Genomic DNA, 23,302 nt, shown 5'->3' with positions numbered 1-23,302 from the left:
TGATTTGAAAACCTCAAAGTTATATCAGCTTTTATTTTGGTTACTATTGATTCCAAACATTGTTGTACTTGCCCAAAATAAGAACGCAGAAATAGTACTAAATGGAAACGATCAAGGATTTATTCCTGCCTGGCTTGTTACAGGTCCAATTGAATTTCCACTTGTTGGGTTTGGAAATCCTAAAGATACATCGGCAATAGGAGAACCGGATATCTTTCCGTTTGAAGGAGATTCTTCAACTTCAATTCTACCTGAGAAAGAAAAATCAAAATGGTTTTTACAGTCAATTGATAAAAAGGGATTTGTTGATTTTAACAGTACGCTGGAGTGGAATGTTAACACCAAAATTCCTGTAAAGATTTGGTACTCGCGCGCTGGATATGCTTTTACAACAATTATAAGTGATTACGATAAAGAAGCGCTTCTTACTTTTGGCAGCAACTCCCAAATAAAAGTTTACCTTAACAAAGAAAAAATTTATTCAACAAGTAATGCTCGTAACGCTTTAAAAGATCAGGATACAATTAAAATAAAATTAAAGAAAGGAGCAAATGATCTGATTGTGAGAGTTTTGAACACTCATACCAATTTAGGTTTAGCTTTCTTTGGAATGATTAAATGGGAATGGGGATTCTTTGCCCGACTTCTTGAAAAAAATGGCAGCCCTATTTCTAACGTTAAATATCTTATCCGAACAAAAAATAATAAACCGGATTTTAATGCTGTATCTACTTTTTATTTTAAAAAAATAGATAGCCAATTAAAACAAAGAATTGATGTTGAGATTAATTCATTAATCCATGAACTTACTTCTGCGACTTTAAAGATTGATTATAATAATAAATCCTATGAGTTTAAGATAGACACAGTTGCATTTGGAAAAACACGGCACTCGTTTTACATACCGGAAATCAAGGAGAATATTATTGTTCAGTCTGAACTTAATTTAGGTGGAGAATTAATTAAAAAAAGTTTTCAACTTAAGAAGCAAAAAAAATACAGCCTTCACTTAATGCTTCTTAATCATACCGATGTAGGTTATACAAATCCACAACCGGTATGTGAAGAACTTCATTGTAATACTCTTGATGATGTTCTAAAAATGTGTAAAGAGCATCCTGATTTTCATTGGACTATTGAAACAACCTGGCAGCTTGTGGCTTATGAGAAGTTGAGAAGCAAAGATAAATTTCTGGAACTGATTGAGTTAATCAAACAGGGCAGGGTTGCATTATCTCCAATTTACACAAATCCATTTACCGGTTGGGTTTCTGAAGAAGAAATGTTACGCTCATTCGATAAAGCGCTTGAGTATAAAAATAAATACGGAATCACTTTTAGTGGTGCCGTTTATAATGATGTTCCAGGTCAATCCTGGTTTTTGCCACAGGCTCTTTCAAAAGCTGGTGTAAAATTTCTTGCTGAGGGAATTAATGAATTTTATAGTGATTATAATATTCAGCGTAACTTACCAAAAGTGTTTAAATGGGAAGCGGCAGATGGAAGTAAAGTGGTTACTTATTTGAACGAAGCTTATAATGAAGGAAAAGCATATGGACTTGAGTCAAATGATTTATATACAGTTGAACAAATGATTTGGGAAAGAATAAATAAACTTGAAGCGCGAAACTATCAGCCGGATATTATTTTGATTAACACATCTTTCAGCGATAATAGCATTCTTGCCGGTCATCAATATCTTCTTGCAATGAAATGGAATGAGCACTATGAGTATCCAAAATTCATCAGCAGCGACGTAAACAAATTCACTTTAGAATTAATTAATTCTAAAGCGTACGATGAACTGCCAGTTTTAAAAGGTGACTGGACTTCCAACTGGGATATTATTTATCAGGGTGAATTTAACCGAAATAAAAAAGCCAGGTGGAGCCAGCATCAATTATTATCTGCTGAGAAGCTATCTACTTTAAGCAATCTTTTAGACAGCACCAAGCGCCTAATGAATATGGAAATTAGTGAAGCATATAAAAGTTTGCTGCAATTCAGCGGGCATGGAAGCGGATTGGAATTTGGGTACGGTTCACCTGAGGATAATAAACTAACGATGGACTACCGTGAGAATTATGTGGAAGATGCTTTGTTAGGAACTGAATCTGTTTTGTTAAAAGCTTTGCACAGAATTTCCAAACCTGAAGAAAGTCTTACTTCTGAAGGATTAATTGTTTTCAACACGCTTTCCTGGAAAAGAGATGATTTAGTGGAAATACAATATCCGTTTGATACTTCACCTGAGTATGACATAATCGATGCTGAAACAAATCAAATTATTCCAGGTTTTAGAAAAGATCATCGACAATATTTTGTGGCAAGAGATCTTCCTTCATTTGGTTATAAAAAGTATTTGCTTAAACCAAAATCCACATCAACAGAACCTATAAGTGATCTAAAAAAGACTGCTAATTCAATAGAGAATAAATTTTACAAAATTACTTTTGATATCGGGCGTTTTTCAGTAACGAGCATTATTGATAAAAAATCCGGTAAAGAATTGATTAATGAAAAAAGTAGTTTTGGATTTGCCGATCCAACAATTGAAAAAGCATCGTTAAAGCAAAATCATTCTACCATATTGGGGAGTAAGATTAGCTATGAAATTATTGATGAAAGTCCGGTTAGAATTACTTTAAGAGTTAAAAGAGAAAATGATGTAATTGAAACAATCGAATTTTCTTTACTTGATGGAATTGACAAAGTATTTGTAAGCGCAGCTGCAAATCTTGAAGCAATGAAACCAACAAAAATACTTGAGGAATATGGTCTGCCGTTTAGCTTTAATGTGCCAAATGCAAAAGTAAAATCGGAAATTCTTGGCGGATATATTGAAATGGATAAAGATCGGCTTCCCGGAATTATTCACGATGGAGTTTCGCTAAGAAGATCTGCTTCCATATTTAATGATGATGAAAATATTTGTTGGTCGACTGCTGATGCAAGAGTTATCCGAATAAGGAAAGATGAGCAGGCAACTGATCCTGTAATCATTTCCAATCCAGTTACTAATTTTCCAAATGATTGGAACAGGCACGAAAATCTGAAAGGAAAAATTGATTTCCATTATGCATTTACTTCTGGCAAAGGAAGTTTTGATCCTGCTAAAACATCTATGCTGGGATATGAACTTAACACACCAGTGCAAATTAGAAAAAGCTGGTTCCGTGCTGTACCTTCATCAGAAGAATATTTAACTATTGATAACAAAAACATTGTTATGATTAATCTAAAATCTGTTGAACAAGGAATCATCATCAGGCTACTGAATTCCGATAGCCAAAATAATCAAACGGTTGGAATTAAAAGCAAATTATTTGTCGATTTCCAGGCACAGACAATTGATCTGCTCGGGAATAAAATTCAGCTTTTAGATGTTAATGATAATATTATCAAGGTGGAATTGAAACCCGGAGAATTTTCTGATATTTTAATTAAATCGATCCATAAATAATCATTTATAAAAGGAGGTTTTTTGTCATTTCTTTACAGGGATTCATTTTTTTAATAAACAACAACCTATAAATAAAAAAAAGGAGCAAGTAAAATGAAAAGCAAAGTTACAAAACTTTCTGTTCTTGGTATTTCCGCAATTGCCGCATTAATAATTGCGGGATGCTTCGTGATTCTTACGGTTACTCAACCATCTTCTGTTCAGGGATTTGAACAATTTACTGCTACAGTATTAGTAAGTGTAGAGGGTAATGTCGACGCTAATCCACATTATGCAATAGTTGGTCTAAAACTTCCTAACGACTGGCAGGTAGATTCCGTTTGGTTCACTGGTGGGTATAATGGTTCCTGTTTGTTTTTACCGGCAAATGTAGCTGATAATGAACCTGGTGGACAAGTTGATTTCTGGACAGACTCTCTTGAAAACAGATTCCCCAGTGGTGCAAATATGAAGTGGGTAGTTTATCAGTCATCTACTGCACAAGCTGTAATTGCCGCTACATTAGATGTAACTGTTCATGTAAAAATGACACCGGGTGCTACTCAAGGTGCTTTCAATTTAGGTTATTTTGTATCAGATGCTGCACTTGATTTTACTGATCCAACCTGGTACTCAGTAAGTTTGAATAATCCAATTACTGTTTCCGGAGTTCTTCCGGTTGAACTTACTTCTTTTTCGGCAACAGGAACTAAGAACGGAGTACAACTTAAATGGGAGACTGCAACAGAAACAAATAATCTTGGATTTGATATTGAGAGAAGCACTGATAGCAAAGTATTTAATAAAATTGGATCTGTTTCCGGAAAGGGAACTACAACACAAAAAACTTCATATTCATTTGTTGATCAAGGTGCGGCTAATGGAAAATTATTTTATCGCTTGAAACAAATGGATTTTGAAGGAACGTTTGAATATTCCAAAGTAGTTGAAGTTAATCAATCGATTCCGGAAGAATTTAATCTCTCTCAGAACTATCCAAATCCGTTCAACCCATCAACTGTTTTATCTATCAGTTTACCAGTTGAATCAGATATTACATTGTCAGTTTACAATTCAATTGGCGAACTTGTTAAAGTTGTAGCTAAAGGAATGTATCAGGCAGGAAATCAAAACTTTAATTTTAATGCAGCTAATCTGCAAAGTGGAATATATTTTTATAGTCTAAATGCTAAAGGTTCCAATGGATTTGAATTCAATCAAACAGCTAAGATGTTATTGTTAAAGTAAAAAATGTATTTTAAGATGCCCGTAACAATGGCGGGCATCATAATTCCAGGAGTTAAAAATGAAATTATTAAAATCACTTATTCTTTTTGCAGGAATAATTACAATATTTACCTTTGCAGGATGCCTTATAGAAGATGTAAATCAACCAAGCCAGGTTAATGCCGGGCAAACTTTTACAACAACTATTACAATTTCAGATATGAATGCTGAACACAATAACGCACATAAAGGAGCACTTGCAATACTCGTCCCGGAAGACTGGTCGTTTATTAGCGGTACCTATAACTCACCAATGGGTGCAGGTACTATGGAATTTGATACTTCAGCTACACCGGTATGGGGCAATGTTGATACTGTAATTCAAAGACCAGCAGGAATGAAATGGATTAATTTGCTTTCTGATGTTGGATACCTGCACAATGCAAATGTTGTTTACGAAACAACAATCAATCTGAGAGTCGGGATAACAAGTGGCGATTTCAATATTGGATATCTTGTTACTGTAAATACCATTGATATGCTGAAGTTTTTAAATGATCAGGATGTTGACCAACAATTAGCAGGTACGGATACTTCCATGAATCATAAGGTAAAAGTTACCGGATCTTTAGATGTAGAAGAAAAAATCCCAGGTGTTCCAACTGAATTCAAACTAACACAGAATTATCCAAATCCATTTAACCCAACCACCAGTTTTACATATTCCATAAAACAATCCGGTGATGTACGTATCAGCATATTTAATGCATCCGGAAAGGAAGTTAAATCACTTGTAAATGGATTTAGATCTGCGGGCAGTTACATAATTAATTTTGAAGCTGAGAATTTACCAAGTGGAATTTATTATTACAGAATTATAACTTCAGATTTTATCCAAACGAACAAAATGGTTTTGCTTAAGTAATTATAAATTTTGTTGTGCCGGCTTTGAGTAAAATTAAAGCCGGTTAATCATTAAAAATATTTTATAAAATGAAAGAATTAAAAATTCAAAAAGTTAGGGACCTTGGTCCACAATTTCAGAACAACCCAAATAAAATGGTTGGGCAGGATGGAGCGTATTCAATTCCTTTAAATGATAAATGCTTGTTCTTTTTTGGTGATACACTCATTGGCAAAAGAACTGAAGGCGAAAGTTTATGGTATCCGGGTGGTGTTCCGCTTGGTCCTGTTGATATGACCGGAATAGGTGGCTTAGAAAAAATGATTACGAATACTGGATTATTATGTTTTGATAAAACTGGGGAAAATGGATTTAAGAATTTTAAGTATATACTTGATGATAACATTCAGCTTAAACAATTAATCCCGCACGAAGCTGATGAAGACTATAACTGGTACAGGATATGGTGCCTGCACGGGGTAGCGATTAAAGACAAAGTTTATCTTTATTTCATAAAAATTAAAATGCTTAAAGATGGTGAGCCACCGGCTAATTTTGTTGTTATCGGTTCCGGTCTTGCGGTTGGGAATGAAAAAGACTGGAAATTTTCAAGAGTTTTTTATAATGACTCTTACATATTATGGAAGGAAGACGACCCTTGTTTTGCTTCTGCCATTCTTTACGAGGCAGGCAATGAATATGTTTATTTGTACGGTACTAAAAATGATCGGAACGGAATACATAATCTTCACCTTGCACGAATCAAACCTGGTGAAATAGAAAAAATAGATCTTTACGAATATTTTATTTCTGAAAAAGACGGCTGGACAAAAAATGTAAAGCAGTCCAAGCCAGTATTTTCCGGTATGCCAAATGAACTCTCTGTAAACTATAATAAATATCTTGATTGTTACCTCTCTATTCACTCATTAGAATTATCCGGAAAAATTGTTGGTAGAACTTCCCCAACTCCATGGGGTCCGTGGAGCGAGCCAACAACTCTTTGGCAAGTTGTTCCTCAAAGAAAAATAGAAGGACCGCAGCTTGAGCTAATCTATGCTGGTAAAGAACACCCTTCATTTGCAAAAGATGGTGGGAAGACTATTTATGTTACTTACATAGAGTTTGAGGAATATTATCCTCATTTAATTGAAATTACCTTTGAATAATTATTGATTATAAAAATAGAATATACCGGAGAATAAATGATTCCAACTGTTGAAGATCTTAAAAGTGATGTTCTTATTCATAAACACGGAGATATTTTTAATCTTCCTGGATTAACAAACTTTATCGGTTGTGTGCAATCAGATTTTGATTTAACTGGAATCAGAAGCCTGAATTTTCCACCCTTTGGATGTTCAGATATTATTACTGCTGGTTTATTCATTGATGATATTTATTTCCCTGCAACTGGCACAAAAATAAAATTCACCTGGTTTGCCGATAGAATTGAGCGCGAAGCAGAGTACGAAGGTCTTAAACTTAATACAACTACAATTCTTCCAATGGGTAAAATGGCTTGTGCTGTTCGTCTATCATTTAAAAATATAAGCGGAGTGGAAAAGAATCTTGAATTGAAATATGGTTTTACTGGTAGTGTTACTAAAGCAGTTAAAAGCTGGAATGATCCTTTGCCACCATTTGAAACTGATCATAAAATTGAAATTGATGAATCAAACAATTTGTTAATCTACTCAGCCAAGAATAGTAACGCATTCCAGGTGCAGGGAATTTCTTTAAATGGAAAAATTACTCGCAATGGAATTAAAATTAATTTATCTCTAGCTCCGGGTGAATCAAAAACTATTGATTACGTAACTGTTGTTGGGGATTCTCTTTCAAACGTTCTTACTGATTATAAAAAAATTATATCAAATGTTAGTGAAGAGATTCAACTTTGCAGAAATGAATGGAACGAAGAAATAAAAGCAGCGTTTACACCGGGCAATTCAAGATTTTCAGGTTCAATGCCGCTGCTTGAAACTACAGATAAAGAAATTGCTAAACTTTATTATATGGGTGTGCTTGGTGTAATTTATTTCCGTAGAGATAATCCCTTTTCCGTTATGGGGCGAACATATGATACACTTATGCCGAAGTACTGGCAATCAGTAACATTCATTTGGGACTATGCACTCAGCTCACTTACGCACGCACTTCTCGATCCAACGGTTATGAAAAAGTATATTGAACTTTGGATGTCTATGGATGTACATAAACATTTTGGGACTGAATATTTAACTGGTGAGCCTGTTGGTCCGTGGTATTCTGTAAATGATTTTGCTATAACAGAAATTTCAAAAAATTATCTTAGATGGAATGGCGATTTCAAATGGCTTAACAAAATAATTCAAGTTAAAGAAGGGCTGAAATCTCCGGTAATTGATTTGCTTCTTAAATATGCATCCAACTGGAAAAATTTTAGATCACCAAATGGATTAGCTGATTATGGTGGAATAAATAATTTATTAGAATGCGTCAGCACTTACATTCACGAAGTTGCTTCACTTAATGCGGCCAATGTATTTAACCTTAGAACTGCTGCAGAACTTTGTGAACCGACTGGTAAAAAGGATATGATTGATAATTTTCTAAAAGAAGCGGATGATCTTATTCCCCAAATAAATAAACTATATGTAGATGGAAAAGGTTATTGGTCAACAAGATTTCCGGATGGTAGTTTAGTTGAAGTAAGACATTGCTACGATTTCATAACAATTCTTAATATGATTCCAAATGATCTGAGCGCAAAACAAAAAAATGAAATGGTTGAATTTTTTATACGGGAACTGCAATCACCAACCTGGATGCGTGCGCTATCCCCGGGTGATGATAATGCAATGTTTAGCGTTAGACCAGATCATCAGTGGAATGGCGCTTATCCTGCCTGGCCCGCGCAGGCTGTTACAGCATTATTCAAAGCTGGCAATATAGAATTAGCACTTAAGTGGATGAAAGGATTATCAAAATCCGTTAATCAAGGTCCGTTAGGGCAGGCGCATTTTGTTGAATCAGCAATTGACCCTGACAGTGGTGGCGCGAGGAAAGCTCCTCCTGATATGCCGTACATTACTGATTGGACAGTATCATCAAGCGGAAGCTGGACAAATATTATTATTGAATCTATCTTTGGAATAAATGCAACTTTGAATAAAGGTATTAGTGCAACCCCACAATTTGGCAGCTTTGATGCTAAAGCAGAATTGAAAAATATTTCTTATCAAGGAAAACTTTATAACGCTAATGTTAATGGAATAAAGAAAGCATAATTATTTGAATGATAAATGAAAAGCAAAACCGATCAGAAATTACAGCAGAACCTTATAAAGGGATTGAGTAAATCCCTGGAAAATTGGGACAATATTTCCAATGAATTAAGAGCAGAAATACTTCAGAATATTTTACTCTCATTAGATCAGCAAAAATATCCGTTTTATGAAAATGATTCGAAGGTAATTCTGATTTATAAAGGTGATGCCCACAATGTTGCATTACTAAGTGATATTACTGGCTGGACTGATCCAATTCAATTTAAAAAGTTAAACGATATTAATTTATTTTTTCTTGCACTTGAACTCGAATCTGAAGCAAGTATACAATACCAGTTGATAGTTGACGGCAATGATATTTGCGATCCATCAAATAAATTTAAATCATTGTACGGTTTAGGTGCACTCTCAGAATTTGTAATGCCAAAGTATCAAAGACATCCATACCTTAAAGATTATCTTTATGGCAAAGAAGGAAGTTACCAGGGGTTAATTAAACATATTCTTCCATCCGGGGCGTTACCTTATGATCACGAAGTGCACGTTTATCTTCCACCCAATTACAGTCAGATGAATAGTTATCCAACTGTTTATTTTCATGACGGACCAGATTATATCAAGTATGCTCTGGCGCCATATTCAATCAATAGATTAATTGTTGAAAATAAAATTGAACCATGTATTGCAGTATTTGTCACTCCGCCAAATATGCATCAACCAGCAGAGCCAAACAGATCAACTGAGTATGGGATGAATGATGATTACGTAAAATTTTTCTGTGATGAACTTGTTAATTTTATCGATAAAAATTATTCGACCATCAGATCCGCTGGCAAACGGCTTATCATTGGAGACTCTTTCGCTGGATTAATTTCCACTTATATTTCTTTTTTGAGAAATGATATTTTTCAAAATGCTTATTCGCAATCCGGTTATTTTTCGTTCAAAGATGACAGCATAATTAAATTGATAAGAGATTCCGCAATAAAGCCTATCAACTTATTTGTGGATATTGGAACTTATGAGAAAAAAGTAGGTGCCGATTTTCTGCCAGTCGCAGAACTTGATTTTTTAAATGCAAACAGACGAATGAAAAAAGTGCTTACCGAGAAAGGATATAATTTTATTTATAAGGAATATTTTGAAGGACACACTTGGGGGAATTGGAGACGTCATCTAATTGATGGATTGATTTATTTCTTTGGTGTATACGGAGAACCGAAATGAAATTTGGGATGGATTTTGGCGGTACAAATATTAAAGCGGGTGTTTTTGAAAACAACGGCAGCACTGTTCACTTTGTTGAGGAAAAACTTGCTAATTTTTCTTCTTCAGAAAACCTCCTTTATAGTTTAATCAAACATGCAAGGAAGGTAATTGGGAATTACAGAATCGAGAGCGGTGGATTTGCTATCAAAGGTTTAATCAATACAGAAACCGGCATAGTAGAAAATGATATCGGCGCCGGTCAAATGCTTGCAGGTATAAATCTTAGAACAGCTTTTTCTGATGAACTTGGATTTCCATTTGCAATAGAAAATGATGCACGCGCTTACGCCTGGGGTGAATATAAATTCGGTGCGGGCAAAGGAAGCAAAGCAATGGTATGCATGACTTTAGGAACTGGATTTGGCTGCTCGCTTGTTGTTGATGAAAAACCATATTACGGATCTGATTCATTAGGCGGTCTACTTGGAGGGCACATAAGCATAGATAGAAATGGACCTGATTGTTCCTGTGGAAATAAAGGCTGCCTAGAATTGTACTGTTCTGCCACAGCGTTAACTAAAAAGATAAAAGAAAAGCATTCATCTTTAAACAGTTCCGTCGATGTACTTCCGGAATTTTTTAATAGAGTAAGAACCGGTGATGAAAAATGTGTTATAATTTTTAATGAATTTATAGATGATCTTTCTATCGGAATAGTTAATGCAATTCACGCGTACGGACCGGATACAGTAGTATTAGGTGGAGGAGTTATGAACTCTGCCGATATAATTCTTCCACCGTTAACTAAGTTAGTGCATAAACGTGCGTGGACATTCCCCAAAAACAAAGTGGAAATAAAGAAATCATTGCTGGGTAATAATGCTGCTGCAATCGGAGTTGCATTTTTAGGAAGATAAAAAATTTATAAAGGAGAATTAATGCCTGATAAGAATTCAAAACATATTGAAGATCCCTTCATTGCATTGCTGCCAGAAAGAATGACGAAGTTTCCGCGGGGTCCATTTGATACATTACCTAAATTCCCAATCAGCAGTGGAGTAATTGAAAAAGGATACAACGCATTAGCTGATAATATCTCCGCAGAAATACACAATGGGCTCCGTGTGCTTGTTATTGATGGCTATCAGGGTATTCATTGGGAAGAATTTATTTCGGGACTTACTAACGCACTCAAATATTTTAAAATTGAATACGAATTTATTGATGTTAGAAATTATTATGCTTCTGATGATGAAATTCTGAAAAGAATTGAACCATTCCTTGGCGGAGATGACCCTATTTTTGGAATGCATTATCCCTTCGGTCTTGAATATCTTTTCGATGTAAAAAAAATATCAGAGCTTCGTATAACTTCATCAATAAAGCGCGGCAATAAAGCCAAAGATATTACAATCATTTACGGTACAGGTTCTTCAATTATAGAATTGTATGATAACCTGTGGTACATTGATGTTCCTAAAGATTATATTCAGGAGTATGCACGTAATGGTGAGGTTTGCAATCTTGGTTCAATTCAGCCTTTATCTTTCGGACAGTTTTATAAACGATCTTACTTTGTTGAGTGGCCTGCATTAAACAGATTGAAAAAACAATTACTTCCTTCACTCGATCTTTTTATCGATCTTCAAAATCCAGTTGAACCAACCGCAATTAAAGGAAATGATTTTAGAAATGCTTTAACTGAAATTTCTGTTACACCATTCCGGTTGCGTCCGTGGTTTTTTCCTGGTCCCTGGGGTGGAAAGTTTATGCAAGGGCATATGGGGCTTGATCCTGAAGCACCAAATTTTGCTTGGTCATTTGAAATGATCGTTCCTGAAAATGGAATCATAATTGAAAAAGATGATGTTACACTTGAGTTCTCATTCGATTGCTTAATGTATTTGCAAAATAGAAATGTTCTGGGTGAAAATGCTTCAAAACAATTTAAATATGAATGGCCAATAAGATTTGATTACCTGGATACAATCGATGGCGGTAATTTATCAGTACAAGTTCATCCGCGCCCAGACTATATAAGAAAAAAATTTGGTGAAACTTTTACTCAGGATGAAACATATTATATATGTGCATCAAAACCAGATTCGCAAGTTTATATTGGCTTAACTGAAGAATGCGATCCATTGGAATTTAAAAAAGCGCTTGAAGATTCAATTCAATTTGGCAGCGAGGTAGATATAGAAAAATTTGTTAACCAAGAACCAAGCGAACCTCATGATCTTTTCTTAATTCCTAATGGGACGATTCACTGCAGCGGGGAAGGCAATTTGGTGCTTGAAATAAGCGCTACGCCATACATATTTACATTTAAAATTTATGATTATTTAAGAAAAGATCTTGAGGGAAAACTTCGACCAATAAACGTTCAGCGTGGTTTTGAAAATATTAGATTTGAAAGAAGAAAAAAATGGGTTCAGGAAAATCTTATTGCCAAACCTAAGATATTAAAAAGTGGTCAGGGTTGGCAGGAAGTTGTACTTTATGAAGCGCCTTTTACTTTTTATAACATCCACAGGATTGAGTTTGAGAATGAATTTGTTATGAATACCAATGGTATCGCTTACTCAACTAATTTAGTTCAAGGTGAAAGAGTAGAGATTTTTTCCCAGAACGGAAGAGTTAGCAAACTTTCATATTTAGAAACAATGATTATTCCTGCAGCTACTGGCGAATTAAAAATTGTAAACAAGGGCAAGAGTCCCTGTAAAATGGTGATGGTTTACGTAAAACCCGGTATTGGCATTTCTGATCCATTGAATGATCCGAATTAAAAATGGGAAAAAGATTTTCATCAATTAAACCTGTTGAATTAAAATGCGAATATAAAATTGATCCAGCCGGTATAGATGAAAAACAGCCGCGTTTCAGTTGGATAACCGAATATGACGGATATGATTCCTCCCAAACTTTTTATAGAATTATAGTCGCTTCTACTACTAATAATCTTTCTATAGAACCTGTGGACATTTGGGACTCTTGTAAAGTCCAATCTTCCTATTCATCTCAAATAGCATTTGCGGGTAAGCATCTTCATTCCGCCAAAACATACTATTGGCAAGTGATGGTATGGAATGAAAAAGATGAGCCTACATTATGGAGTGAACCCGCAAAATTTTCAACTGGATTATTTGAAAAAAATGATTGGGGTGCAAAGTGGATTTCTCATATCTACAATGAAAAACCAGAACGTACAATTAGTTTTCAAGTAAATAAAGACAAATGGATTTGGTATCCATTCAGTAATTCCGATGATAAATTTAAAACTATTTATTTACACAAATCGTTTCAGCTTGAACGAATAGATATTATTGAATCTGCTTACCTAATTGTAACTGCAGATGAAAAATTCCAGCTCTTTCTTAATAAAAAATTTGTTGCACAAAGTGATGATAAAATATTTTCCTGGGCAAGACCGAAGTTGTGTGATGTAAAAGATTTTCTTAAGGAAGGCAAGAATATTTTTCAAGTAACCGGACTAAACTCATACATTGACAAACCAGGATTTACTCTTAGACTAGAAATTAAATTCACCACCGGGGAAACATTTTTTATTCTAACAGATAAGAGTTGGCTGTCATCATTGGAACAATCTGAAACAAACCTTGTGAACGCCGAAGAAGTAGCAATTGTTGGAGAGAAACCATGGCGTGTGCCCAAAGCGGAATTAGAATTTAATCCAGCCGCATATTTTAGAAAAACTTTTCGAACGACAAAGAATGTAACACGTGGGTTTGTTTATTGCACGGCACTTGGGTTGTATCATTTAAGAATTAATAGTAAACAAGTTGGTGAAGATAGGCTTACACCAGGCTGGAGTGATTTTAATAAACGTGTTTATTACAATTCTTATGATGTCACATCAAACCTTGGTTTATCAGATGAGCATGTTATTAATATAATACTTGCTGACGGATATTATTCCGGATATTGCGGTTGGGAAAAGGGAAAAGGATACTATGGAAAATTTCCTGCATTTAAACTTCAGTTGATGATCTCTTATGATGATGGAAGTGATGAAATTATTTCTACCGATGAAACCTGGACATCATCCGAAGGACCAATCCGTGAAGCTGATATTCTGATGGGTGAATTCTATGACACCAATTTTGAACCGATGATAGAAGGTTGGGATACTTACCCATCAAAAAATGTTAACTTTAAAAAAGTAAAAGTTATACCTGATATTAATCCAGAATTAGCGCCATATAAAGCTGAAGAAGTAAAGATCCGATGTGAATTGAAACCGCAATCAATTAAAGAAATTAATAAGCAGAAATTTATTATTGATTTTGGACAAAACTTTACCGGCTTTGTAAAATTAGTTCTTAAAAATGTAAGCAATCAAAAAATTGTTTTACGATTTGCAGAAATGCTTAACAACGATGGCTCTCTTTATACCGAAAATATTAGAATGGCAAGAGCGCAGGATACTTACATATCAAAAGGAGATAATGAAGAAACCTGGCAACCACTTTTTACATATCACGGTTTCAGATATGTTGAAGTTACTGGTCTTGATAAGATTGAACAGAATACTATTACTGGAATATCAATAAATTCATTACCAGAACAGACCAGTACTTTTACTTCTTCGGATGAAAAACTCAATAAGTTATTCAACTGCATACTATGGAATCAAAGATCTAACTATGTTGATATTCCAACTGATTGTCCGCAGCGTGATGAAAGATTAGGTTGGACTGGTGATGCAGTAAGTTTTTTTAAGACCGCAGCTTTCAATTTTTATGTATCTTCGTTTTATTCAAAATGGTTAACAGATCTTTTTGATGCACAACGAGAAGATGGAGCGTTACCACCATTTGCACCATTTGTGGATATGGGTGTGGGTCCTGTCTATTTTAACTCCGCTGGTTGGGCTGATGCAGGAATTGTTACACCATATTTGTTTTTTAAATATTATAACGATGTAAACCTTCTTGAAAAATATTATGAACGAATGAAATCTTTCACTCTCTCTCTTAAAAAAATGAGCAATAATTTTGTATTGCCGGAATATGGTTATGGCGATTGGCTTTACATCGGTGAAGAAACCGCAAAAAGTTTTATCGCCACAGCTTACTTTGCATATGATTGTTCTTTAATGAGTCGAATTGCAGCAATTATTGGGTCCAGCGAAGATGAAGTATATTATGCTGATCTGTTTAACAAAATAAAACAATCATTCAGAAAAGCATTCCTAAATGATGATGGTAGTTTAAGTCAGTTAACTCAAACTGCCGTTGTTCTCGCTATTCATTTTGAATTACTCGAATCAGAAGAAAAAATAAAAGCAATAAATTATCTTACCAAAAATATTATTGATAACGGTTATCATATCAAAACAGGATTTCTTGGCTTATCATTTTTGATGCCCGTTCTTTCATCAATTAACAGAAATGATATTGCCTGGAAAGTGCTTACAAATAATGAATTTCCTTCTTGGTTTTTTATGATTGATAACGGAGCTACAACATTGTGGGAACGCTGGGATAGCTATCATCCTGAAAGGGGATTTTATGATCCAACAATGAACTCATTCAATCACTGCTCATTGGGATGTGTGGGAGAATGGCTGTTTACAGACTTAGCAGGAATAATTATTCTTGAGCCAGGATTCAAAAAAGTAATGATAAAGCCATTTATTCCCGAAGAATTAATTTTTGCAAAAGCATCATTCAAAACTATTCATGGCGTTATTAAATCTGCCTGGAAGAAAAACGTGAAGAAATTATTAATGAAGGTAACAATCCCATTTAATACCAAGGCAATTATAGTTCTTCCAAGCATTGAGTTTGAATTAAAAGAACATCATAAAGTTATTAAGAAAGAAAATGGATGTGTTTATTTAGAGGTTGGTTCCGGAAGTTATGAGATAAGCTGTAAACTTGAATGACTCGTATAGTAAATGCTTCCATATTTGCAAAAGCTCACAATAATAAACAAAAAAAATAATAAGAAATTTCTCTTACCCACAAGTTTGTTTAGAATGATTATTCAGGAAGTCTTGCCGATTCCGCTTAGTTAATCATTGTTATAAAATATATTAAAGGGGTTTTTTAATTTGGAGCATTTTCTAATTGGTATTATCGCTAATGAATATTTGCTGGTATAAAAGTTTTATTTGGTCTTTACACAAATTAATGATCGAAAGAATTAACTCCGTCTTAAACAAAAGATGGAGTTAATCATCACAATTTATTTTAACAGAACAAGCTTTTTCGTTTCCAGGTACTTACCAGATTTCAATTGATAGAAATAAATTCCGCTGCTTAAGTTTGCTCCGTTAAATTGAGCATAATAGGTTCCGGGACTTTTAAATTCATCCACTAATGTTGCAACTTCTCCACCAAGCATATCATAAATTTTCAAAGTAACTTTTTCAGTCTCCTTTATCTGGTACTTGATCATTGATACCGGGTTAAAGGGATTTGGATAATTCTGAAATAGTTTATATTGCGATGGAATTTTTGTATCTGCAAAATTCTCAACATCAACAACTGTTACTGAATCTAATCCATAATAAAATACTTTTGCCTGGTATTCATTTAGACTTATTAGAAAAGCAGTCCGCTGCTCAGGAGTAACCTTGTAAACCTTGCCATCTATCAAATCTGTTAAATAATAATTGCTTGAACCATCGTATGGAAGTTTTGATAAATCCATATTAGTATTTTTTAATTCATTTCTAAAGTTTGCTGCTGTAAGAACAACATTATTGCCGCTTATAGATGAATATGAGTAAACATTATTATTGTCTGTGTTATCAATTAACTCTATCTTCGGATCATGGATATACTTGCTACGTATCTGTGTTAATTTTTTGAAATATGGTTTTACATTATCGGGATCGCTCCAGTTAATCATTTCCCGCCGGGTTATTTCTCCAACTTCTCCACCTGAATAAATCAACGGGACACCGTTAAGTGTAAAAATAATTGTGTGGAGTAAAACCGACCGCTTGGTATCGAACGATGATGCGACTCTTACTTCATCATGATTTTCCAGGAATCTAAACGGACGAGCGTACTCAGGATAAACGCGTGTAGCTTCCTGATGTAAAGATTGTATTGTAACAGATCCATTCAAAGCACCAAGTAATTTATTACGCAGTTCCCAGTCGTTTGCGGAATCAAATCTATTCTGATAGAATACTGCTTCTGCTGAACTGGCTTCCGCTTCAAGAAAAATATCCGGCTTAATTGTTTTTAATGCTTCCCTCCATTCCTGCCAAAAAAGATTATTTCTTTGTTCAACTCCCCATGCAACATCACATCTAAATCCATCAATATTAAAATTGCTAACCCAATACTTTGCAGCTTTAATAAAATATTTTCTTACATCAGGATTTTGATGATTTAAATTTGGCAAGCTAGACCAATCAAATAAAAATTGATAATTGGAATTTCCTGGTTCACCATCCCAGATATAGAAGTTAGCCCAAGGCGAGTATTCTTTATACTGAAAAACATTCTGCATAAACGGGTGTTGAATTGAAGTGTGGTTTACAACGTAATCAAGAATAACTTTAAATCCGTTTGCTTTAAGCGCTGTCATCATAGCTCTAAAATCAGCTTCGGTTCCATAGTCTTCTTCAAAACCATAATAATCAGTAATTTCATAACCGTGAGTGGTTGGTCCTGTATAAATTGGCATAAACCAAATTGTGTTAACACCCAACGCTTTCATTTCAGGAATTCTTTCCACAACTCCGGAAAATCCTCCTTGCTGAGTAAAGGATCGTGGATAAATTTCATAAACAATTGCATCATCAACCCATTTGGGATGATGGTTTATTTCCGGTAATAAAATAGAATCACCCTGTGCCAGCACTAATTTTCTAACATAAATTCTATTATTCTTGGAATCCCTAACTCTTAAATTGAAGTAATACTCTCCATCAGTTTGCGGGATATTTATTGTAACTTCCTTTTGCGTAGATGATAGAAATACATTTGCCGGGTTTAATTGATCAGCTGACCACAAATAAGTAAATTGCGCACCAATTGGCGAGGTTACATTTGCAGTTAGTTTTACTTGTCTTCCGGTTACTGTTCCATCAATAGCAATCGATGGTTCTGTATCCGGTTTATAATTCATAATTAAATTTTTTGAAGTTGATTTAAAACCTTTACTATCTTCAGCAACAACATAAACTATATTCTCGCCTTCCTTTAATGTTAATGGAACATCAAATTTACCGGCGGTAACTTGTTGGGTACTTGGAGCATTGTTAAAATAAAAAGTTATGGTTGATATCGAAAGATCACTCAATTCACCGTGAACGGTTACATCTGGATACCAGTATTCCACTCCAGGTGTAAGGAAAGAAATATCTGTTCCGAATTTTGCAAGACTGTCAGAAATTTCGTTTGAGGTAACAGAAAGAATTCCTCTTCCTTTTCCATCAAGCGTTACAAACCGGGGACCATTAGGCTGACCTACAGGAATAAAATTTTTAAACATTCGTTTTTGCCAGAAACCGCTTCTGATAAATGCTGCATCATAAATATTTGGATCTTCACTTGTACTTGTACCGCCTTCGTTTACCCCAACCTCAAAACCTTTACCGCTTTTATCATCAGCAGCAATAAATGAAAAAACCATGAATTGCCGGTCTCTTGTCCAGCTTCCAATTATGCTATCTAAAAAAGAAAGACTGATGGTAAAATCAAATTCATCTTTTGTTAATGCATCATTATTGATGTTCAAATAATAATTGCTGTATGTTACAGGATTGTTGCTTACCATTATTCGGTTTTCAGTAATAGGATTTTCAAAAAGGTTTCCAGGGGCACCGATTGATGCAAAAATTCCCTGACCATTCCAGTTCGGAGTTCTGATGTCTAATCCCAACGGATCGCTTGCTAAAGTGCTGCTGGGGCTTGTGATGATCAATCCAATTCTTGTTCTGTCTGTAACATCTTTTAATTGAATTGCAAATTTCAAAGAGTCGTGCGTTGGTGTATCTGTGATTTTTGCGGAAAGAATATCTGCTGAACCATTTGGTACTCCGGCAGGATATGAGTAAGGCTCATCATTCAATGCATCAACTATGTATTTTCCCTTTGGATTGGTATAAATTCCATACGAGTAAATTTCGCTGGCAGACAAACCCTCCTTATTAGTAAAAGAAACTTCAACAATATGTCTTCCTTCACCATTTAAAATCATAGTGGAAGTTACAGTTGAAGTTGTAGTATCGAAACTATTCGGAATATTTGTTCCATCTAATTTGGTAATGATACTTCCGTCAACTATTCCAGATGATTTAACTCCAGGGCGCAGTAAAGCTTTGAAACTTACATTAGCAGGATTTTCTGAAAAGATTGTTCCTTCCAAAGGCTGCACTAATTTTATTTTTGGTATTGAATCAGCCACAACAACAACCAGGCTGTTTTGATCTGCAGATGTTCCAATTGCAGGTTCATCAGGATCATTAACCCATATTATTTTATTTAGTTTGAATTTGTATTCATACTTATCAGGCGTTATTGTTGCGGTTGCTTCCCATAACCCATCTCCATCAGGATCGCGCATTGGATTAAAGACATCGTTCCAATTATTAAAGGTGCCCGTTACAACTACATCTGTAACCTTCTGAGAAAATACAACTGAGGTATTATTTTGATCGAAATAAAAATCAACCGGAACATTGTAAACTTTGTAATTTGGATCTCTTCTGAATGTGGAAGTTCTTTCATCTGTTCCTAAAGCTGATGTAATTGAAACAATTACTGTATGGTCGCCAATTGTTAACGCAGGGTTAGGTTGATATTTAAATTCTCTCTTTTGCGCATCGTAGTATTGAGATGGATTACTCAAAGGAACGCCATCAATAATTACTTGGAGTGTGTTCGGATCAATTGGATTAGCTTGTGTAAAAGCAAAAATTGCTCTTATTGGTAAGCCGGTTGGTGTTACATCAATAAATTTTTCACTTTTCGAATTTATATCTCTTGGCAGTAAATAAGTTATAAGAGGATCTTTAACATGCAAAGTTGAGTTGTTATTATCTAAAATATTAATAACTGGATTGTCCGGATCGGTATAAGCAAATCCCCAGTTTGCATCCATAACAAATTTATAATTATGATCCAGATCTTTCGCAAGGTCTATTGTTAAATCATATTCTCCATCACCATCAGGGTCTTTCATTTCCATTGCTGGGTCAGCATTGTTCCAGTTGTTAAAAGTTCCTGCTATTCTTAGTGTTGTAAATTGTGTGTAATCAGGTTTGAAGTGAAAAGTGACGGGTACCAATTGTGCAGACGCTATAGAAATAATACTAACAATAAAACCAAGTGTAAAAAGTTTTTTCATAATGGCTCCGGAATTATCTGTATTTAGGAAGTAGAAAACTTACTTACTAAGTCACCTTACGCAGCATTTTGAACTCTACCCCAAATCCCCTTCTCTTTGAAATAGAAGGGGACTAAGGAGATGAGTTTTTTGGCTCAAATATCTAACGATGAGTAACGTGACTTTCTAAAAAATATTTTTCCATAATTTAGCTGAATCAAAATTACAAAAAATACTTGTAAATGAATGCTGGGGGTTAAATTTTGGATGAGCAAAGCACCTTACGAAGACTTTTATTTATTAACCCCGTCATTCATGGTGGGGTTTAAATAAACCCAATAACGTGGGCTTTAGCCATAAAAAAAGTTTATTTGCGACTAAAGCCGGTATATTTCGAGTTGATCCGTCAACGTCCTGAAGCCTGCCGGCAAAGGCAGGGTCGTTGTTATTCCATAAAATGTTTAGCGTATCGTGAATGAGTAATATAAAAGAATTTGTTGGGATGGCTTTCCTAAATTTGGTTGGTGAACAAGAGTTAAATTATAAATTAAGAAGTCTTGCAAATCTATTTATTAATTTTGTATCTTAAACTCCGAATTAAAACTTTCGGGGGTTATGACAAACATTGTAGTTATTGAAAGAGCAAGGGAAGCACTGATTCAATCACTTAGCCATCCGGGTTCTTGCCTTAAAAAACTGTTATTAATAAACAACTTCTTTGAAGTTGTGCTAAGTTCAAATGATCCACTTATAACACAGTCATATATTCTGGAATTTATAGATCTCTACAAAGAAACTCTAAAAAAATACAGTCCTCTTTATCTCGATCCCCAAATAACACAAAATGTTCTTGAACAGATTAATAAAGTAAGTGCGCTTGATTTTCTGTCGGATTACAGGAACGATCTTACATCAGCTCACAGTATAATACAACAGCAGTTAAATGAATTGTATGATATTCTAATCGGCAAAGACAAAAATCCAATAACTAATAAACTCCTTTTCCCTGTGCTTGAAGTTCAGAATAACAATGGTGCAAATTTTACTTTAGGCATCCTTGACAGCATTACAATTGAAATAACAAGAGCGTCAAAAGACCAATTTATAATAATTCCCAGCGAAATTGAAATAGAGGAACGGCTTCAAAAACAAATTGAAAATTCCTGGCAATCTGCAACGAACTATGTTAAGAGACTAATTAGAAAAATAGGTAAATACCATAAAGTGATAATTCAGTTTGATGAAAGGGTTGGTTACTACATTGGTGAATCGCTTGGCGTTACACTGGCAATTGGATTTATTGAAAAACTCCTTAAGTATTATAATTCCCCATACCTTGTAAATATAAAAAGCAGCATTGCATCAACAGGTGGATTGGAATCATCAGGAAAAATTACACGAACAGGTGACGAAATTATTAAAAAGAAAGTTGAGGTTGTCTTCTTCTCAAGTATTAATTCGTTTGTGGTTCCCAATGATGATTTACTTTCAGCAGAGCAAAAGATAAATGAATTGAATGAAGTTTATCCGGAAAGAAAACTAAAACTTGTTCCAGCGAAAGATCTTGACGACCTTTTAGATAGAAGAAGCTTAATTGAAATTAAAAAACAAAACCCGGTTGTTAGAACCGCTAAGAATGTAAAACGCCATTGGGGAGTTTCAGTCTTACTCTTGCTCTTAATCTTACTCTCCTCTTATTATGCCATCAGAGATTATGATGATAACCCTGCGATATTAGAAAGTGTTGGACAAACAGTATATGTGAAAAATAAGAGTGGTAAGGTACTGTGGAATTTAAATATTAATTTTGACTCCAAAAATAATTATCAGACTTATCTAAAATATTTTGTTAGACTAATAGATATTAATGGGGATGGTGTTAATGAATTATTTGCCACACATGAAATAGTGCAATTTCTTAAAAATAAGGGAGAAAAAGGCAGACTTGTTTGTTTTGATAAATATGGAAATGAAATATGGAAATATATCTTTAAGGATACAGTTTTTTCACAAAGGGAATTTTTACCTCCACCCTATTTCATTAGACTACTTGACACAATAACTGTAAATAAACAAAAACAACTTGTAGCTATTGCAATAAATGATTTTTCATATAGTGCGGCACTTTTTAAGTTAGATTTAATAACAGGAAAAAGATTAGATGGAACATTATGGAACAGTGGTCATATTAGAGAAGGTTTTATTTATGATATAGATGATGATAGTTCTAAAGAAATTATTTTTGCACCACAAAATAACGGATATGCAAAAACAAGTTTAGCAATAATTGATATAAAGGAATTGAGTGGAACAAAAGTATTGCCTACTACACCTGAATATTTAATAAAAAACTATCCATTAGCCAAAACCCTAATGCACATTCTTTATCCCAACAGTGATTATAATAAGTTTCTGAATTTAAGATGGGCTTCTATGGAGCAGGATCATTTAAGAAATCATCCTGATATTAAATGCATATTCCAAGCTATTAGCCAGAGACCGGGTAGCGCAGACATTCTTTTTTTAGTGGGATATAATTTAAAAGATATTGAAATAAAAATTGAAAATAGTTTTAGAATACAACGAGATACATTAGTAGTTCATGGTAAATTAAAACCACCATTAACCGATACACCAGAATATTGTAATATTATTAAATCCCAAATTCTTTACTGGAATGGGAAAAAGTTTGTGAAGAGAGAAGAGATGAAATAAATGAAGCGAGCGGATAGCTCGCTTCAGGGTTGGGAAATTATTTTACATCGCAAATCATTAGCTCATCATAGCTATTAATTCACAAATAGCACCACATCGTGCACACTTTTTAGTGATACTATTAAAGCAAGAGATCGTGCACGAACATCCCCATGGGGATGTTACCGATGTTTAGTAAATAATTAATTGCACAACATCGTACACACCTGCCTA

At 34.5% G+C, this 23,302-nt stretch carries 11 protein-coding genes; 10 read left to right on the top strand and 1 reads right to left on the bottom strand.

The features are described 5' to 3' along the window. Positions 1 to 4: 4 nt before the first annotated feature. From NTX22_12795 to NTX22_12755, 9 genes are all read left to right on the top strand, one after another. Positions 5 to 3,463 (top strand): hypothetical protein, encoded by a 3,459-nt coding sequence (locus NTX22_12795; protein MCX6151401.1) that lies wholly within the window; start codon positions 5 to 7, stop codon positions 3,461 to 3,463. A gap of 93 nt (positions 3,464 to 3,556) precedes the next feature. Beyond that, positions 3,557 to 4,690 carry a DUF4961 domain-containing protein gene (locus NTX22_12790; GenBank protein ID MCX6151400.1) on the top strand — a complete coding sequence of 378 codons (1,134 nt, stop codon included), beginning with the start codon at positions 3,557 to 3,559 and terminating at the stop codon, positions 4,688 to 4,690. A 58-nt stretch (positions 4,691 to 4,748) separates the two neighbouring features. Beyond that, positions 4,749 to 5,594 (top strand): T9SS type A sorting domain-containing protein, encoded by an 846-nt coding sequence (locus NTX22_12785; GenBank protein MCX6151399.1) that lies wholly within the window; start codon positions 4,749 to 4,751, stop codon positions 5,592 to 5,594. Between the two features lie 68 nt (positions 5,595 to 5,662). Beyond that, the gene (locus NTX22_12780; protein ID MCX6151398.1) at positions 5,663 to 6,742 is read left to right on the top strand and encodes a DUF4185 domain-containing protein; all 1,080 of its coding nucleotides are present in this window, start codon (positions 5,663 to 5,665) and stop codon (positions 6,740 to 6,742) included. Between the two features lie 36 nt (positions 6,743 to 6,778). Continuing rightward, the gene (locus tag NTX22_12775; protein ID MCX6151397.1) at positions 6,779 to 8,845 is read left to right on the top strand and encodes a hypothetical protein; all 2,067 of its coding nucleotides are present in this window, start codon (positions 6,779 to 6,781) and stop codon (positions 8,843 to 8,845) included. A gap of 15 nt (positions 8,846 to 8,860) precedes the next feature. Next, a complete protein-coding gene (locus tag NTX22_12770; protein MCX6151396.1) occupies positions 8,861 to 10,072 on the top strand; it encodes an alpha/beta hydrolase-fold protein in 1,212 nt (403 codons plus the stop codon). Then, positions 10,069 to 10,971, top strand: coding sequence for an ROK family protein (locus NTX22_12765; protein MCX6151395.1), 903 nt, complete (start codon positions 10,069 to 10,071; stop codon positions 10,969 to 10,971). Before NTX22_12770 ends, NTX22_12765 begins: the two co-directional genes overlap by 4 nt. Before the next feature lie 21 nt (positions 10,972 to 10,992). Next, complete coding sequence (locus NTX22_12760; GenBank protein MCX6151394.1) at positions 10,993 to 12,846, top strand: class I mannose-6-phosphate isomerase; 1,854 nt, start codon at positions 10,993 to 10,995, stop codon at positions 12,844 to 12,846. 2 nt (positions 12,847 to 12,848) lie between these two features. Beyond that, complete coding sequence (locus tag NTX22_12755) at positions 12,849 to 15,968, top strand: family 78 glycoside hydrolase catalytic domain (protein ID MCX6151393.1); 3,120 nt, start codon at positions 12,849 to 12,851, stop codon at positions 15,966 to 15,968. Positions 15,969 to 16,270: 302 nt separating this feature from the next. Here NTX22_12755 and NTX22_12750 read toward each other — a convergent pair whose 3' ends face one another. Further along, complete coding sequence (locus NTX22_12750; GenBank protein MCX6151392.1) at positions 16,271 to 20,395, bottom strand: alpha-amylase family glycosyl hydrolase; 4,125 nt, start codon at positions 20,393 to 20,395, stop codon at positions 16,271 to 16,273. A 594-nt stretch (positions 20,396 to 20,989) separates the two neighbouring features. Here NTX22_12750 and NTX22_12745 point away from each other — a divergent pair. After that, positions 20,990 to 23,089, top strand: coding sequence for a hypothetical protein (locus tag NTX22_12745; GenBank protein ID MCX6151391.1), 2,100 nt, complete (start codon positions 20,990 to 20,992; stop codon positions 23,087 to 23,089). Positions 23,090 to 23,302 lie beyond the last annotated feature (213 nt).

It is taken from the genome of Ignavibacteriales bacterium (assembly GCA_026390815.1).
Lineage (GTDB): Bacteria > Bacteroidota > Ignavibacteria > Ignavibacteriales > SURF-24 > JAPLFH01.
This window is presented reverse-complemented; position numbering and strand designations above follow the sequence as displayed.